A 14,462-nucleotide genomic window follows, 5' to 3' on the forward strand; every position below is an offset into this window, starting at 1 on the left:
CCGACCATCTCACGACGTGAAGGCGCGCTTTGGTCACAAGATTCTCGGGTCTGCGCTTCGGTCCGCCCGAGAATGACGAGCGCGTTCAACCGCCCACCAGATCGAACCAGCCGGCCTCGTCGATCACCTCGACGCCGTGCTTGGCGGCGTCCTTGAGCTTGGAGCCCGCCCCCGGCCCGGCGACGAGCAGGTCCGTCTTCGACGACACCGAACCCGCCACCTTGGCACCGAGCCGCTCGGCCATCGCCTTGGCCTCGTCGCGGGTCATCCGTTCCAGAGCGCCGGTGAAGACCACGATCTTCCCGGCGACGGGGCTGGCCGAGGCCACCGCCTCCAGCGGCTGCGGCGAGACCTGTGCGAGCAGCCGGTCGAGCAGCTCCTCGTTATGCGGCTCGCCGAAGAACTCGATCAGCGCCTCGACCACGGTGGGGCCGACGCTGTCGATGGCGCCAAGCTCCTGCCGTTCGGGCGAGGCCTCGTCCGCCGCAGCAATGCCCGCCGCCCGCAGCGCCTCGAACGAGCCGTAATGGCGCGCGAGCAGCCGCGCCGTGGTCTCGCCGATATGGCGGATGCCGAGCCCGAAGATGAAGCGGTTGAGCGGCGGCCGGCGCCTATCCTCGATCGCGTCGAAGAGCTTCCTGGCGCTGACGGCGCCGAAGCCCTCCTTGTCCTTGAGCTTCCTCAGATTACCCGCATCGCGCGCGGCCAGCGTGAAGATGTCGGCCGGCTCCTTCACGGGCAGGTCGGGATCGCCATGGAAGAACTCGATCTGCTTGTCGCCGAGCCCGTCGATATCCATCGCGTCGCGCGAGACGAAGTGCTTGAGACGCTCGACCGACTGCGCCGGGCAGATCAGGCCGCCGGTGCAGCGGCGCACCGCATCCTCCTTGCCCGTGCGCGGGTTGAGCTCCCGCGTCGCATGGCTGCCACAGGCCGGGCAGAGCGTCGGGAATTCATAGGGCTTGGAATCCGCAGGCCGCTTCGCGAGATCGACCGCCTCGACGCGCGGGATGACGTCGCCCGCCCGCTTCACCGTCACCGTATCGCCGATGCGGATATCGGCGCCGTCACGGATCGGCAGCCCCTTGGAATCGAAGCCGCGGATATAATCCTCGTTGTGCAGCGTCGCATTGGTCACGACGACGCCGCCGACCGTGACCGGCTTCAGCCTGGCCACCGGCGAGAGCGCGCCGGTGCGGCCGACCTGGATGTCGATCGCCTCGAGGACCGTCGTCGCGAGCTCGGCCGGAAACTTGTGCGCGATCGCCCAGCGCGGCGCCCGCGAGACGAAGCCGAGCCGCGCCTGCAGCGCGAGATCGTCGACCTTGTAGACGACGCCGTCGATGTCGTAGCCGAGCGTGGCGCGCTGGCTCTCGATCAGCCGGTACTGGGCGATCAGCTCCTCCACGCTCTCGCAGCGCTTCATCAGCGGGTTGGTGCGGAAGCCCCAGCGCCGGAAGGTCTCGACCACGCCCATCTGGGTCGGCGCCGGCAGCACCGGCATCTCGCCCCAGGCATAGGCGAAATAGCGCAGCGGCCGGGAGGCCGTGATCGTCGCGTCGAGCTGGCGCAGCGAGCCCGCCGCGGCGTTGCGCGGATTGGCGAATTCAGGCAGCCCCTTCTCGCGCTGGCGCTCGTTGATCCCTGCAAAATCGGCATGGCCGAGATAGACCTCGCCGCGCACCTCGGCGATATCGGGCACATCCGGCCCGGCCAGGGTCTGCGGAATCTCGGCGATGGTGCGGGCATTGACGGTGACGTCCTCTCCCTCCTCGCCATCGCCGCGCGTTGCCGCCGCGACCAGTTCGCCCTTCTCGTAGCGCAGCGAGAGGGAGAGCCCGTCGATCTTCGGCTCGGCGGTGAAGGCGATGCCCTCTTCCTCCTTGCGGCCGAGGAAGCGGTAGACGCGGGCCACGAACTCGGCCACCGCCTCGTCGGAGAAGGCGTTGTCGAGCGAAAGCATCGGCACCCGGTGACGGATCTTGGCGAATTTGCCCGATGGCCTGGCGCCGACCTTGTCGCTGACGCCACCGGTCTCCTTCAGCTCCGGGAAGGCCTCCTCGAGCGCGACCAGCCGCTGACGCTTCGCGTCATAGGCGGCATCGTCCATGATCGGCTGGTCTTCCTGGAAATAGGCGTCGTTCGCCGCCTGCACCTGGGCGGCGAGCTGCTTGTGCTCGACCTTCGCCCGCCGCGCCGTCAGCTCGGCAACGGGCGTCTCGGAAAGGGTGGTGTCTTTGGCGTCGCTCATGCGGGAAGCATTAGGCGAGATGGCGCTGACGAGAAAGGGCAGGAGCCGACGCTCAGCGCCGCGCCGATCCTTGAGCCCTCACCCCGAAAGAGCAGCCATCGGCCCGCTGCTCAGGACGAGGGCTTGCAGGCTCGCCTGCGCACATCCGCGAGAAGCCTTGCGACAAATCCGGCTTTCGCGCGTATAGTTCGCGGGCTGGGAATTGGAAGCTCGACGCCTAAGGCCGTTGACGCCAAGGATCATGTCGACAGCCATGGCGAACCGGGCCGGAACCGGGGAGACCTGCCATGGCCAATCTCGACGGCACCGTACATGACATCGCCACGCTCTCGCAGCCGCGCATCCGGACCATCACCCCGATGGATCTGCGCGACGCGCTGTGGCGTGGCTGGAAGGACTTCGAGGCTCAGCCGAGCCACCTCGTCTTCATCGCGCTGATCTACCCGATCGCCGGCATCGTGCTGGCGCAGCTCACGGTCAGCTACAACATCTTCCCCCTGCTCTTCCCGCTGCTCTCGGGCTTCGCCCTGCTCGGCCCCTTCGCCGCGATCGGGCTCTACGAGGTCAGCCGCCGGCGCGAGAAGGGGCTGGATTCGTCCTGGACGCATGCCCTCGGCGTGCTGCAATCGCGCTCGATCGGGCAGATCGCGCTGCTCGGCGCCATGCTCACCGGGCTCTTCCTCGCCTGGCTGCTCAGTGCCTGGGTGATCTATCGCGGGCTGCTCGGCCTGCCGGCCGACGTCTCGACCGGCGATTTCCTGCGCGCCGTCTTCACCACCTTCGACGGCTGGGTGATGATCGTCGTCGGCAATTCGATCGGGCTGCTCTTCGCGATCCTCGCCTTCTCGATCTCGGTGGTGTCCTTCCCGCTCATCATCGACCGGCATGTCGATGCCCCGACAGCGATCCGCACCTCGATCGCCGCCGTTGAGGCCAATCCGCGCGTGATGATGTATTGGGGCCTGATCGTGACCGGGCTCCTGGTGCTGGGCTGCGCGCTGGTGCTGGTCGGGCTGGTCGTGGTGATGCCGGTGCTCGGCCATGCGACCTGGCACCTCTACCGCAAGGTCGTGGCCTGAACTTTGTCCGCTTCGCGGGCGCCGGACCAGCCGGCGCTCGCCTTCGCCCTCACGGAACCTTTATCCCCCGGACGCGGTTCACTGCGCACCGAACGGGCCATGCGGCTCAACCAGGACAGGGGGCTTCCCGTGAACAACATCATCTATATCGTCGGTCTCATCGTCGTGGTGCTCGCGATCCTCTCCTTCCTCGGCCTGCGCTGAGAACGGAGGGGCCCGCGCCGGCGTCGCCATTGCGAGCCCCCGGATCCTGCCTTCGGCAAGCCGGAGAAGAGGCTTCGCGAAGCAATCCAGGGGTTGCGCGAGACGCTCGGCCTCACGGCTCCCGGATTGCTCCGTCGCTGTCGCGCCGCGCGAGGACGGGTCCAGGCCCGACGATCAGCCGCGGCGCGGCTTGCCCTTGCCGAAGGGCTTGCCGGCCGGGCGCCCGCCTTCGGGCCGCTCCGGCTTGCCGGCGAAGGGCTTTCCCTTCGGAGCGAACGGCTTCTTGCCGCCGGCGGGCCTGCCGTCATCGCGGCGCGGCCGGGCATCGTCCCGCTGGGGCCTGCCTTCCGCGCGATAGGGCTTGCGGTCCTCGCCACGCGGCTCGCGATGATCACCGTCCTTGGGCGGGAAGGGCTTGCGCTGCGGCCTGTCCTCGGAAGCCTGCTCATCGCCCCAGCTCCGGCGCGGCGCGGCCGGGCGCTCGGCCTTGTCCGCGAAGGACTTCGCCGGGCGGCGCTCGGCCTCGCTCGTCGGCTCGATCACGATCTTGTCGCGATCCGGGATGCGCACGGAATCATAGAAGCGGTCGGCGACATCGGCATCGATCTCGACCTTGGTCTCGCGGTCGAAGATGCGGATCGCGCCGACCTCGTCGCGCGTAATCCGGCCGCGGCGGCACAGCATCGGCAGGAGCTGGCGCGGATCGGCGCCCTGCTTGCGGCCGATATCCAGCCGGAACCAGACGGTGTCGCCGCGCGGACCGGCCGGCTTGCGCGGCCGCTCGCCATCCTCGCCCTCGTCGCGCCCTGCCCCGAAGGGCCGGCGCTTGGCGGCATAATCCTCGTTGGTACGCACCGGCCGGCGCTCGTCGCGGCCATAGCCGGGATCGCCGACCTCTTCCGCCGCCGGCAGCCGGGCCCGATAGAGCCTGACCAGCGCCGCGGCGATGTCGCGGGCCTCGCGGCCGGCCATCAGCGCCTCGATCATGCCGGCGTCGTCCTCGCCGCCCTCCCCGCTCAGCAGCGGATCGGCGAGCAGGCGCTCCTGATCGAGCGCGCGGATCTCCTCCGGCGTCGGCGGCGCGATCCATTCGGCCTCGACCTTGCCTTCCATCAGCAGGCGCTCGGCCTTGCGCCGGCGCGAGGGCGGCACGAGCAGCACGCTCGTGCCCTTCTTGCCGGCGCGCCCGGTGCGGCCCGAGCGATGCTGCATCACTTCGGCGTCATGCGGCAGCTCGGCATGGATGACGAGGTCGAGCCCCGGCAGGTCGATGCCGCGCGCCGCGACGTCGGTCGCGACGCAGACCCGGGCCCGGCCGTCGCGCAGCGCCTGCAGCGCCGCGTTGCGCTCGTTCTGGCCGAGCTCGCCCGAGAGGGCGACGGTGGTGAAGCCGCGCTCCAGCAGGATCGCCTCGAGATGGCGCACGGCGTTGCGGGTGTTGCAGAAGACGAGCGCCACCGGCGCATCGTGGAAGCGCAGCAGGTTGACGACCGCGAGCTCGGCCTCCTTCGGGAAGACGCGCACCGCCTTGCAGGCGATGTCGGCATGGCCACGCGTCGTCGCCGCCACCTCGATGCGCAGCGCATCGCGCTGGTAGTTCTGGGCGAGCTGGACGATCGCCTTCGGGAAGGTGGCCGAGAACAGCAGGCTGCGACGGCTCTCGGGAGCGGTCTTCAGGATGAATTCGAGGTCGTCGCGGAAGCCGAGATCGAGCATCTCGTCGGCCTCGTCGAGCACGACCGCCTTCAGCCCGGAGACGTCGAGACGGCGGCGCTCGATATGGTCGCGCAGGCGGCCGGGGGTGCCGACGACGATATGCGCGCCTTCGTCGAGCAGCATCGCCTCGCGTCGCGGGTCCATGCCGCCGACGCAGGAGATCACCCGCGCCCCGGTCTGGGCATAGAGCCAGGCGAGTTCGCGCTGCACCTGCAAGGCGAGTTCGCGCGTCGGCGCGATGATCAGCGCCAGCGGCTCGCCGGCGGGGCCGAGTCTCTCGGCCATGCCCATCAGGGTCTCGCCGATGGCGAGGCCGTAGGCGATGGTCTTGCCGGAGCCGGTCTGCGAGGAGACCAGCAGGTCGCGCCCGCGTGCAGCGTCTTCGAGGACGGCGCTCTGCACCGGCGTGGGGTCGGAGTAATTGCGATCGGCGAGCGCGCGCGCGAGCGGCGGGCTCGTGAGGGAGAAGGACATGCGATACGGGCCTAGGGTTGCGGCGTAGTCGGCGGAACGACGCGAAGCGTGGGCGATGGGTTCAAGCGGCACTGACGGGCAGGCTGCACCATCGGATGGAAACGGCTCATAAAGCAAAGCGGCGCAAAAGGAAATGCGGCATGCCCGCGTCGCGTGCAGGGCCGAACCGGGCCGGATGCGCCTTGCCGGCGAGGCGCCGGCCCCACTAGCTTCCGCCTCGTCGACGAAGCGCGATGCCCAAGCGGAGGACGCCCATGGATCAGAAATCCCGTCGCATTGGCGGCTATGAGGTCTCGATCCTGCATGACGGCGTCTTCGAGGCCCCGCTCGACGTGCTGATCCATGCCGACGGCGAGGCCGCCCGCGACGAGGCCATCGCGCGCTGGGGCAAGCCGAAGGTCAGCATCGTCGTCAACTGCTTCGCCCTGAGAGGCGCCGACGGCGTCACCTTGGTGGATGCGGGCACCGGCCCGTCATGGGGCGCGGCGATGGGCCACGCGCCGGCGGTGATGGCCGCAACGGGGATCGCGCCCGAAGCGGTCCGGCGGGTGCTGATCACCCATCTCCATGGCGACCATGCGCTCGGCCTCTTCGACGGCGACCGCGCCCGCTTCCCCAATGCCGAGATCATCGTCCCCGAAGCCGATCTCGGCTTCTTCGGCGACGATGCCAACCGCGCGCGGACGCCGGAGAAGAAGCAGGGCGGCTTCGCCATCGCGGCCACGCTCAGGAGGCACTATGGCGGCCGGATCCGCAGCGTGACGGGCGCCGCGCATCCCGGCATCACGCTCGTTCCGCTGCCCGGCCACACCTTCGGCCATGCCGGCTATCTGATCGATGGTGGGGACGAGAGCCTGCTGCTCTGGGGCGACGCGCTGCATCTCTCCGACCTGCAAGCCTCGGATCCGGAGATCGGCTTCGTCTATGATTTCGACGCCGCGACCGCGGTCGCCTCACGCCGCGCCATCCTCGAGCGCGCCGCGGGCGAAGGCTGGCTCGTCTCGGGCGGGCATGTCGAGGGGTTCAAGCGCGTGGTCAGGAAGGGCGCGGGCTACGGATTGGTTGCTGCGTAGTCAGGGCATCCGCCACCGAAACCGCGCCGTCACTCCGGAGCAGGCCGCAGGCCCGAGCCCGGAACCCGTGAACACGACCCGCTTCCAGCTGTCGTCATGCTCGCCCTTGTGGCGAGCATCCACGTCTTGAACACCGCATTGCACGGGGAAAGACGTGGATGGTTGGGACCAGCCCGACCATGACGGGAGTGTGGTGGTCATGGTTCTGGACCGATCGCCTCCCGGCGCTCCGGAATGACGAGATCGGGGAATTCGCCTGAGGCTTGGCAAGCGACCTCAGCCGCGCAGGCCCGCCGCCTGCAGCAGGCGTCCGGCCGCGGCGCGCGCTTCCTCGGTGATCGAGGCGCCGGCGAGCATGCGGGCGATCTCCTCGCGCCGGGCCTGGTCGGCCAGCGCTGTGACGCGCGTCACCGTGCCGGCCGCCTTGTCCTCGCCCGCCGCCTCCGTCGCCGATTTGGCGATCAGGAAATGCTGGCCGGCCTTGGCCGCGACCTGGGGAGCATGCGTCACCGAAATCACCTGCACGCGCCCGGCCAGCCGCGCCAGCCGCTCGCCGATCGCATCGGCGACGGCGCCGCCGACGCCGGTGTCGATCTCGTCGAAGACCAGGGTCGGGGCCGAGCCACGCTCGGCCAGCACGACCTTGAGCGCCAGCATGAAGCGCGAGAGCTCGCCTCCCGAGGCAACCTTCATCATCGGCCCCGGTCGCGTGCCCGGATTGGTCTCGACCCAGAACTCGACGCGGTCGAAGCCTTCCGGCCCGCGCGCGCCCGCGTCGCTTTCGATCCGGGTGATGAAGCGCGCGCGCTCCAGCTTCAGCGGCGGCAATTCCGCCTTCACCGCCGCGTCGAGGCGCGCCGCGGCCGCCTCGCGGGCCTCCGACAGCGCCTGCGCCAGCACGAGATAGCCGGCCTCGGCCTCCTTCAGCTCCGCCTCCAGCCGGGCGAGCGAGGATTCGCTCTCGTCGAGCGCGGCAAGGTCGCCCGCCATCGTCGCGGCCAGCGCCGGCAGCCCTTCGACCGGAACGTCGTATTTCCGGCCCGCCGCGCGCAGTGCGAAGAGCCGTTCCTCGATCCGCTCCTGCTCGCGCGGGTCGTATTCGGCAGCACGCGTCGCGGCCGCCAGCGTCTCGCCCGCCTCCTCCAGCGCGACGATGGCGCTGTTGAGGGCGGCGATCGCGGGCTCGACCAGCTCCGGCGCCTGCCCGGCCCGGCGCTCCAGCCGGCGCAGCACGGCGGCCAGCGCCGCAACCGGCGAGGCCTGGCCGCCGACGGCCTCATGGGCGTCGATCAGGTCGCGCGCGACCTTCTCCGCCTGCATCATCGACTGGCGGGTCGCGGCGAGCGCGTCCTCCTCGCCCGGCTGCGGCGCGAGCTTGCCGAGCTCCTCGACGGCATGGCGCAGGAAATCGGCCTCCTTGCGCGCCGCTTCCACCCGCAGGCGCTGCGCCTGCAGGGCCTGGCGCGCCCGCTTCAGGATCTCGCTCGCCTCGGCGACGGCCAGGGCCTGCGCCTCGAGCCCGCCGAAGCCGTCGAGGATGGCGCGGTGCTGGGCCGGGTCGGTCAGGGCGCGGTCGTCATGCTGGCCGTGAATCTCGACGATCGCCGCGCCGACCATCCGCAGGATCTGCACCGAGACCGGCTGATCGTTGATGAAGGCGCGGGTGCGCCCGTCGGCATACTGCACGCGGCGCAGGATGAGATCGCCGTCGGTGTCGATTTCCTGGGCCTGGGCCAGGCGGCGCGCGGCGTGGTCGAGCGGCAGGTCGAACACGGCGCTGACCTGCCCCTGCGCCTCGCCATGGCGCACGAGCGAGCCGTCGCCGCGCCCGCCGAGCGCCAGCGCGAAACCGTCGAGCAGGATCGACTTGCCCGCGCCGGTCTCGCCGGTGAGCACGCTGAGACCTTCGCGAAAGCTCAGCTCGAGCCTGTCGATCAGGACGATGTCACGGATGGAGAGCTGCGCCAGCATGGGCGCTCAGCTCGACCTAGGCAGCCGGCCGGATCGCTCGCGCCCGGCGATGGCCGGGCGGGGACGGACGATCGCTGCGTCGCTGCCGGGCCGGATGCCTGCGGCATCGGGCGGCGGGCGCCTCCTGGCTCTCGGCCGCTCCGGCCCGATCAGAACAACGCCCATGGTGAGGACAGGCCCTCGCCTCGTCAGAAACGGTTGATCCCGATGATGCCGCCGACCGTGCGCGAGAAGCCCTGGAAGGCGCGGCTGATATAGGAGCCGCGATCCTCGCGCGGCTCAAGGCCGCCGCTCTGCAGCAGCTTGTAGGCGTCCTTGTACCACGAGCTGTCAGGGAAGTTGTGGCCGAGCACCGCCGCCGCCGTCTGCGCCTCGTTGGTGATGCCCATGGCCATATAGGCCTCGGTCAGGCGCATCAGCGCCTCCTCGACATGGCGCGTGGTCTGGTACTTGATGATGACCTCGCGGAAGCGGTTCACCGCGCCGGTGTAGTTGCGCTTCTCGAGATAGTAGCGCCCGACATTCATCTCCTTGCCGGCCAGCTGGTCGCGCGCCACCAGGAGCTTTTCCTTGGCGTCGAGCGCGTATTCCGACTTCGGATAGCGGGCGAGCAGCTCCTCGAAGGCCTGGATCGCCTGGGCGGTGCGCTCCTGGTCGCGCGTCGCGTCCGGGATCTGGTTGTAGTAGGACATCGCCAGGATGTACTGCGCATAGGCCGCGTCCGGGCTCGCCGGGTTCTGGGCGATGAAGCGCTTGGAGGCAGTGATCGCCTCCTCCCATTTCGACGCCTGGAAATTGGTGTAGGCCGTCATCAGCAGGCCCTTGCGGGCATAGGGCGAGAACGGCGCGGACTTGTCGATGTCCTCGAACTTCTTCGAGGCGCCTTCGCTGTCGCCGCTCTGCAGGCGCGCGAGACCCTCGTTGTAGAGCTTGTCCGCCGGCGTCGGCGGCGTCATGTCCGGCTTATAGACCTCAGGCTTGTCGAAGGGGTTCAGCGAGGAGAGCGTGTCGCACCCGCCGAGCAGCAAGGCGGTGCCCAGCGCCAGGGCGATGCCCCTGCGCGGGGAGAGACCGCGATGGTTTGCCGGAAGCCCTTGCCGCGTCACGCTCACGTCGTCCGTCCTCATTCGATCGTCCCTGCTGGCGGGATGCATGCCTTACCTCAGACGCTTTGCGGGCGCCACTGCCGAAAGCCGGTTGTGGCACGATTCCGCAGCGTTGCGGCATCTGGGACAAAAACCCGGCGAAGGAAAGGCGAAAAGCGCCCTGCGGCGATCTTTCAGTGGAGATCGGGGGCGAAGGCGGCCGGAGCGACCGCAGCCATCTGCACGGCGCGCGGCGCGGCGAAGACCGGCTGGGTTTCGACGATCGCGAAATTCGCGCGGTCGGCGAACAGCGCCTCCAGGATGCGGACATTCATGCGATGACCGCCGCAATAGGAGCGGAACTCACCGATGATCGGGTAGCCGGCGAGCGCGAGATCGCCGATCGCGTCGAGGACCTTGTGGCGCACGAACTCGTCGCCATAGCGCAGGCCCTCGGGGTTGATGACCTTGTCCTCGCCGATCGCGACCGTGTTGTCGAGCGAGGCGCCGAGCGCGAAGCCGGCCTTCCAGAGCTGCTCGACGTCGCGCATGAAGCCGAAGGTGCGCGCCTTCGAGATCTCGCTGGCATAGGCCTTGGCGTCGAGGTCGAAGATCTTCCGTTGACGGCCGATCACGACGGTGTCGAAATCGATCTCGACATCGAGGCGGAAGCCCTGCTCGGCCGGCATCAGCTCGGCGAAGGCGCGGCCATTCTCGATACGAACGGGCTGCAGCACCTTGAGATAGCGGCGCGGCGCAGCGAGCGTGACCATGCCGGTCGCCTCGATCGCGGCGACGAACTCGGTGGCGCTGCCGTCCATGATCGGCATTTCGGGTCCGTCGATCTCGACGAGCACGTTGTCGAGGCCGAGGCCGGAGCAGGCCGACATCAGATGCTCGATGGTCGAGACCGAGGCCGGGCCGCGGTCGCCGATCACGGTGCAGAGTTCGGTGGCGCTGACCTTGGTGTGCTTGGCGTGGATGAGCTGGGGCGGCATGCCCTCGATGCCGGTGCGCAGGAAGACGACGCCCGAATTGGCGCTGGACGGCTTCAGGCAGATGCTGGCGGGGGCGCCGGAGTGAACGCCGATGCCGGTCAGGGTCACGGCTGCCCGCAAGGTCGTCTGCCGATCGAAGTTCATTCCGCTATCCAATCCTGATCGCCTGAGCCGTTCCGAACCCGCTCTGCGCAGGGACTGCCGCCGGCGATGTCTTCCGAGGGTGACGTCGGGTCAGCCCGGCGGTGCTATCCTCTTGATGCGGCTGCAACATAAGCGTTTGCGACAGCCCCTCAAAATCACGCTTTCTTTCGCTGTGTTACAGCGGAAACATCCGTGAGCGGAAAATGTAACACGCTGAAAGATAACGATTTTCTAACACGCAAAATCCCGCCGCGGAAAGACCGCGGCGGGATCTGTTACAGAACCGTCCCGAGAGGGTGGCGACTCAGTTCGCCTGGCGGCGCAGGAAGGCCGGAATCTCGAGCTGATCCTCCTCGCTGTTGCGGGCGGGAGCGACTCGGCCATGCGGGTCGAGCTGCCCCTGCGCCGGGCGCGAAACCGGCTGCGCCGGGCGGCGCATATACTCGGCATGGGCAGCGCTCGGCGGCGCGGCCTGCGGCATCGGCGCCTGCGGAGCCTGCCGGACCGGGGCCTGCTGCGGCTCGACGTGCTCCTCGTCCTTGCGGCCGAAGCCGACCGAGGCGAGGCGCTGCATCAGCGACATCCGCTTCTGCTCGATGGCGCTCGGCGGCTGCGGCGCCGGCTGGGCGCCGCGATGGGCGGCGAGCTGGGCCTGGCCGGGGGCCGGCAGGTCCTCGACGCGCGGCATGCGGGTCGGGCGGACGACCGCGCGCTCAGGCATCGGCGGGATGAAGCTCTCGTCGAAATGCAGGCTCGGCTCGGCATGGTGGACGGGCTCGGGCGCCGGGGCGGCGGCCATCACCGGGCGCGGCTGCACCGGCTCGATCCGGATGTCCTGGGCCATCGGCGCGACCGGGGCGGGCTCCGCGACCGGGGCGGCGCGGACCGTCTCGATCGCCGGCGGAGCCGCCTGGGCGACCGGGCGGGGAGCGGCGGCGGTGCTGCGCAGGCGGGCTTCCTGCTTCAGGCGCTCGGCGACCTGGGCGATGCGGGCTTCGGTCTCGTCGACCTCGGCCTGCGTCGAGACGGGCTTGTCGATGCCGGTGGCGACGACCGAGACGCGGACCGTGCCCTCGAGCGATTCGTCGAAGGTAGCGCCGACGATGATGTTGGCCTCGGAATCGACCTCCTCGCGGATGCGGGTGGCGGCCTCGTCGACCTCATAGAGCTTCATGTCGCGCCCGCCGGTGATCGAGATCAGCAGGCCGCGCGCGCCCTTCATCGAGACGTCGTCGAGCAGCGGGTTGTTGATCGCCGCCTGGGCGGCGGTCAGCGCGCGCTTCTCGCCCTGCGATTCGCCGGTGCCCATCATCGCCTTGCCCATGCCGCGCATGACGGCGCGCACGTCGGCGAAGTCGAGGTTGATCAGGCCGGGGCGGACCATCAGGTCGGTGATGCAGGCAACGCCGGAATAGAGCACCTGGTCGGCCATGCCGAAGGCGTCGGCGAAGCCGGTGGTCTCGTTGGCGACGCGGAACAGGTTCTGGTTCGGGATCACGATCAGGGTGTCGACCGCCTCGTTCAGCTCGCCGATGCCGGCCTCCGCCATGCGCATGCGGCGCTGGCCCTCGAACTGGAACGGCTTGGTGACGACGCCGACGGTCAGGATGCCCATGTCGCGGGCGACGCGGGCGATGGCGGGAGCCGCACCCGTGCCGGTGCCGCCGCCCATGCCGGCGGTGATGAAGACCATGTGGGCGCCGGCGAGATGGTCACGGATCTCGTCGATGACCTCCTCGGCCGCGGCGCGGCCGACTTCCGGCTGCGAGCCGGCGCCGAGGCCCTCGGTGACCTGCAGGCCCATCTGGATTATGCGCGGGGCGCGCGAGAGCGCCAGCGCCTGGGCATCGGTGTTGGCGCAGACGAAATCGACCCCGTCGAGGCCGGCCTCGATCATGTTGTTGACCGCATTGCCGCCGGCGCCACCGACGCCGAAGACCGTGATCCGGGGCTTCAGTTCCCGGATGTCCGGGGCTTGCAGATTCATCGCCATGGTTGCCTCTTTTGATCCCTTTGTCCGGCGCCTGGCGGGAGCCGTCCCGATTGCTACGTTTGACGCCGTGGCCCGCCGGCGAAGGTCGGGCCGGTACTCACTCAATTCTCGATCATGGCTGGTGCGGAAAACCGGTACCCACTTTTCCGCGCCATGATCAGAAACTGTCCTTCAGCCACCGCCCGACACGCGAGAAGTAGCCATCCGTTCCGGTCGCGAAGTAGCGCGCACCGGCCGCACGCGGCTCGAAATGCTCGACATGGGCGACCTGCGGGTAGACCAGCAGGCCGACCGCCGCCGAGAAGGCCGGGCCCTTGCCCGCTTCCGGCAGGCCCTTGATCCCGAGCGGCCGGCCGGTGCGGACCTGTCCGCCCAGCACGCGCCGCGCCACTTCCGGCAGGCCGGTGAGCTGGCAGGCGCCGCCGGTGAGGACGACGCGCCGCCCGGCCTGGGCCGAGAAGCCGGCATTGGTCAGCCGGTCGCGGACCAGCTCGAGGATCTCTTCGACGCGCGGCTTGATGATCCGCACGAGATGCGACTTGGCGAGATGGTTCGGCATGTCGCGCTCGTCGTCGTCGACCTGCGGCACCGCGATCATGTCGCGCTCGTCGGAAGCGCTGGAGATGCAGGAGCCGTGCAGGGTCTTGAGCCGCTCGGCCGCCGAGACGCGGGTGGAGAGGCCGCGCGCCACGTCCATGGTGATGTGGTTGCCGCCGACCGCGATCGCGTCCGCATGGACGAGATGCCCGCCGGAGAAGACGCCGAGGCTGGTGGTGCCGCCGCCGAGATCGACCACGACGACGCCCATCTCGGCCTCGTCGTCGACCAGGACCGAAAGGCCCGAAGCGTAGGGCGTCGCCACTACGGCCTCGACCTCGAGATGGCAGCGCTCGACCGCGAGCATCACGTTGCGCGCCGCCGCCGCCTCGCTGGCGACGACATGCATGTCGACCGAGAGCTTGCCGCCGATCAGCCCGCGCGGATCGAGCACGCCCGGCACGCCGTCCAGCGCATAGCCGGTCGGCAGCGCATGGAGCACGGCCTTGCCGGGGCGGATCGCATGGGTCGCGGCGGTGGCGAGCACGCGCTTGACGTCGCTGTCGCCGACCGAGCCGGAGCGCAGATCGACGCTGGCGGCGTAGTGCTGCGAGCCGATGCGCCCGCCGGTCAGGTTGACGATGACAGACTGCACCTCGACCTTCGCCATCCGCTCGGCCGCGTCGACTGCGGCGCGGATGGCGCGCTCGGCGCTTTCCAGGTCGATGATCGCGCCGCCCTTCAGGCCGAGCGAGCGCTGATGGCCGATGCCGATGATGCGGGCGACATGGGTGCGTCCGCGCAGCCGCTCGTTGGCCTCGGCCGGGTTCAGCTCGGCGATCAGGCAGACGACCTTGCTCGTGCCGATGTCGAGAATCGACAAGGTCGCGCTCTTGCGCGACGACAGCGGACGCATGCGGGGGGTCAGGCCCTGGGA

9 protein-coding genes are annotated in these 14,462 nt (G+C 69.6%); 2 read left to right on the plus strand and 7 right to left on the minus strand.

Going from position 1 to position 14,462, the window contains the following annotated elements:
• Positions 1 to 85: 85 nt before the first annotated feature.
• Positions 86 to 2,251, minus strand: a complete 2,166-nt coding sequence (ligA, locus tag B5Y19_RS01255; RefSeq protein ID WP_055728874.1) for an NAD-dependent DNA ligase LigA — start codon at positions 2,249 to 2,251, stop codon at positions 86 to 88.
• Positions 2,252 to 2,538: 287 nt separating this feature from the next.
• Here ligA and B5Y19_RS01260 point away from each other — a divergent pair, with 287 nt between their 5' ends.
• Positions 2,539 to 3,330 carry a DUF2189 domain-containing protein gene (locus B5Y19_RS01260; RefSeq protein ID WP_055728873.1) on the plus strand — a complete coding sequence of 264 codons (792 nt, stop codon included), beginning with the start codon at positions 2,539 to 2,541 and terminating at the stop codon, positions 3,328 to 3,330.
• Positions 3,331 to 3,708: 378 nt separating this feature from the next.
• Here the strand turns inward: B5Y19_RS01260 and B5Y19_RS01265 are convergent, their stop codons facing one another.
• Positions 3,709 to 5,724 (minus strand): DEAD/DEAH box helicase, encoded by a 2,016-nt coding sequence (locus tag B5Y19_RS01265; RefSeq protein WP_055728872.1) that lies wholly within the window; start codon positions 5,722 to 5,724, stop codon positions 3,709 to 3,711.
• 254 nt (positions 5,725 to 5,978) lie between these two features.
• Between B5Y19_RS01265 and aidB the strand changes: the two genes are divergently transcribed.
• Positions 5,979 to 6,797, plus strand: coding sequence for an AidB family quorum-quenching N-acyl homoserine lactonase (gene aidB / locus B5Y19_RS01270; protein ID WP_055728871.1), 819 nt, complete (start codon positions 5,979 to 5,981; stop codon positions 6,795 to 6,797).
• A 276-nt stretch (positions 6,798 to 7,073) separates the two neighbouring features.
• Here the strand turns inward: aidB and recN are convergent, their stop codons facing one another.
• From recN to ftsA, 5 genes are all read right to left on the minus strand, one after another.
• On the minus strand, positions 7,074 to 8,768 hold the full coding sequence (gene recN / locus B5Y19_RS01275) for a DNA repair protein RecN (protein WP_079591009.1): 1,695 nt from the start codon (positions 8,766 to 8,768) through the stop codon (positions 7,074 to 7,076).
• Between the two features lie 188 nt (positions 8,769 to 8,956).
• On the minus strand, positions 8,957 to 9,895 hold the full coding sequence (locus tag B5Y19_RS01280) for an outer membrane protein assembly factor BamD (RefSeq protein WP_079591010.1): 939 nt from the start codon (positions 9,893 to 9,895) through the stop codon (positions 8,957 to 8,959).
• Positions 9,896 to 10,047: 152 nt separating this feature from the next.
• On the minus strand, positions 10,048 to 10,995 hold the full coding sequence (lpxC, locus tag B5Y19_RS01285; protein ID WP_055728869.1) for a UDP-3-O-acyl-N-acetylglucosamine deacetylase: 948 nt from the start codon (positions 10,993 to 10,995) through the stop codon (positions 10,048 to 10,050).
• Between the two features lie 304 nt (positions 10,996 to 11,299).
• Positions 11,300 to 12,988: a cell division protein FtsZ gene (gene ftsZ, locus B5Y19_RS01290; RefSeq protein ID WP_055728868.1), complete on the minus strand. Its 1,689-nt coding sequence runs from the start codon at positions 12,986 to 12,988 to the stop codon at positions 11,300 to 11,302.
• 157 nt (positions 12,989 to 13,145) lie between these two features.
• Positions 13,146 to 14,441, minus strand: a complete 1,296-nt coding sequence (gene ftsA / locus B5Y19_RS01295) for a cell division protein FtsA (protein ID WP_055728990.1) — start codon at positions 14,439 to 14,441, stop codon at positions 13,146 to 13,148.
• Positions 14,442 to 14,462: the final 21 nt, after the last annotated feature.

The sequence above is a fragment of the Allobosea thiooxidans genome, from assembly GCF_900168195.1.
GTDB lineage: Bacteria > Pseudomonadota > Alphaproteobacteria > Rhizobiales > Beijerinckiaceae > Allobosea > Allobosea thiooxidans.

Bases quoted from the DNA above. Each gene is read 5' to 3' on its own strand.
- lpxC (WP_055728869.1), bottom strand. From the start codon at position 10,995: ATGAACTTCGATCGGCAGACGACCTTGCGGGCAGCCGTGACCCTGACC.
- B5Y19_RS01260 (WP_055728873.1), top strand. From the start codon at position 2,539: ATGGCCAATCTCGACGGCACCGTACATGACATCGCCACGCTCTCGCAG.
- B5Y19_RS01265 (WP_055728872.1), bottom strand. From the start codon at position 5,724: ATGTCCTTCTCCCTCACGAGCCCGCCGCTCGCGCGCGCGCTCGCCGAT.
- aidB (WP_055728871.1), top strand. From the start codon at position 5,979: ATGGATCAGAAATCCCGTCGCATTGGCGGCTATGAGGTCTCGATCCTG.
- ftsZ (WP_055728868.1), bottom strand. From the start codon at position 12,988: ATGGCGATGAATCTGCAAGCCCCGGACATCCGGGAACTGAAGCCCCGG.
- ftsA (WP_055728990.1), bottom strand. From the start codon at position 14,441: ATGCGTCCGCTGTCGTCGCGCAAGAGCGCGACCTTGTCGATTCTCGAC.
- recN (WP_079591009.1), bottom strand. From the start codon at position 8,768: ATGCTGGCGCAGCTCTCCATCCGTGACATCGTCCTGATCGACAGGCTC.
- B5Y19_RS01280 (WP_079591010.1), bottom strand. From the start codon at position 9,895: ATGAGGACGGACGACGTGAGCGTGACGCGGCAAGGGCTTCCGGCAAAC.
- ligA (WP_055728874.1), bottom strand. From the start codon at position 2,251: ATGAGCGACGCCAAAGACACCACCCTTTCCGAGACGCCCGTTGCCGAG.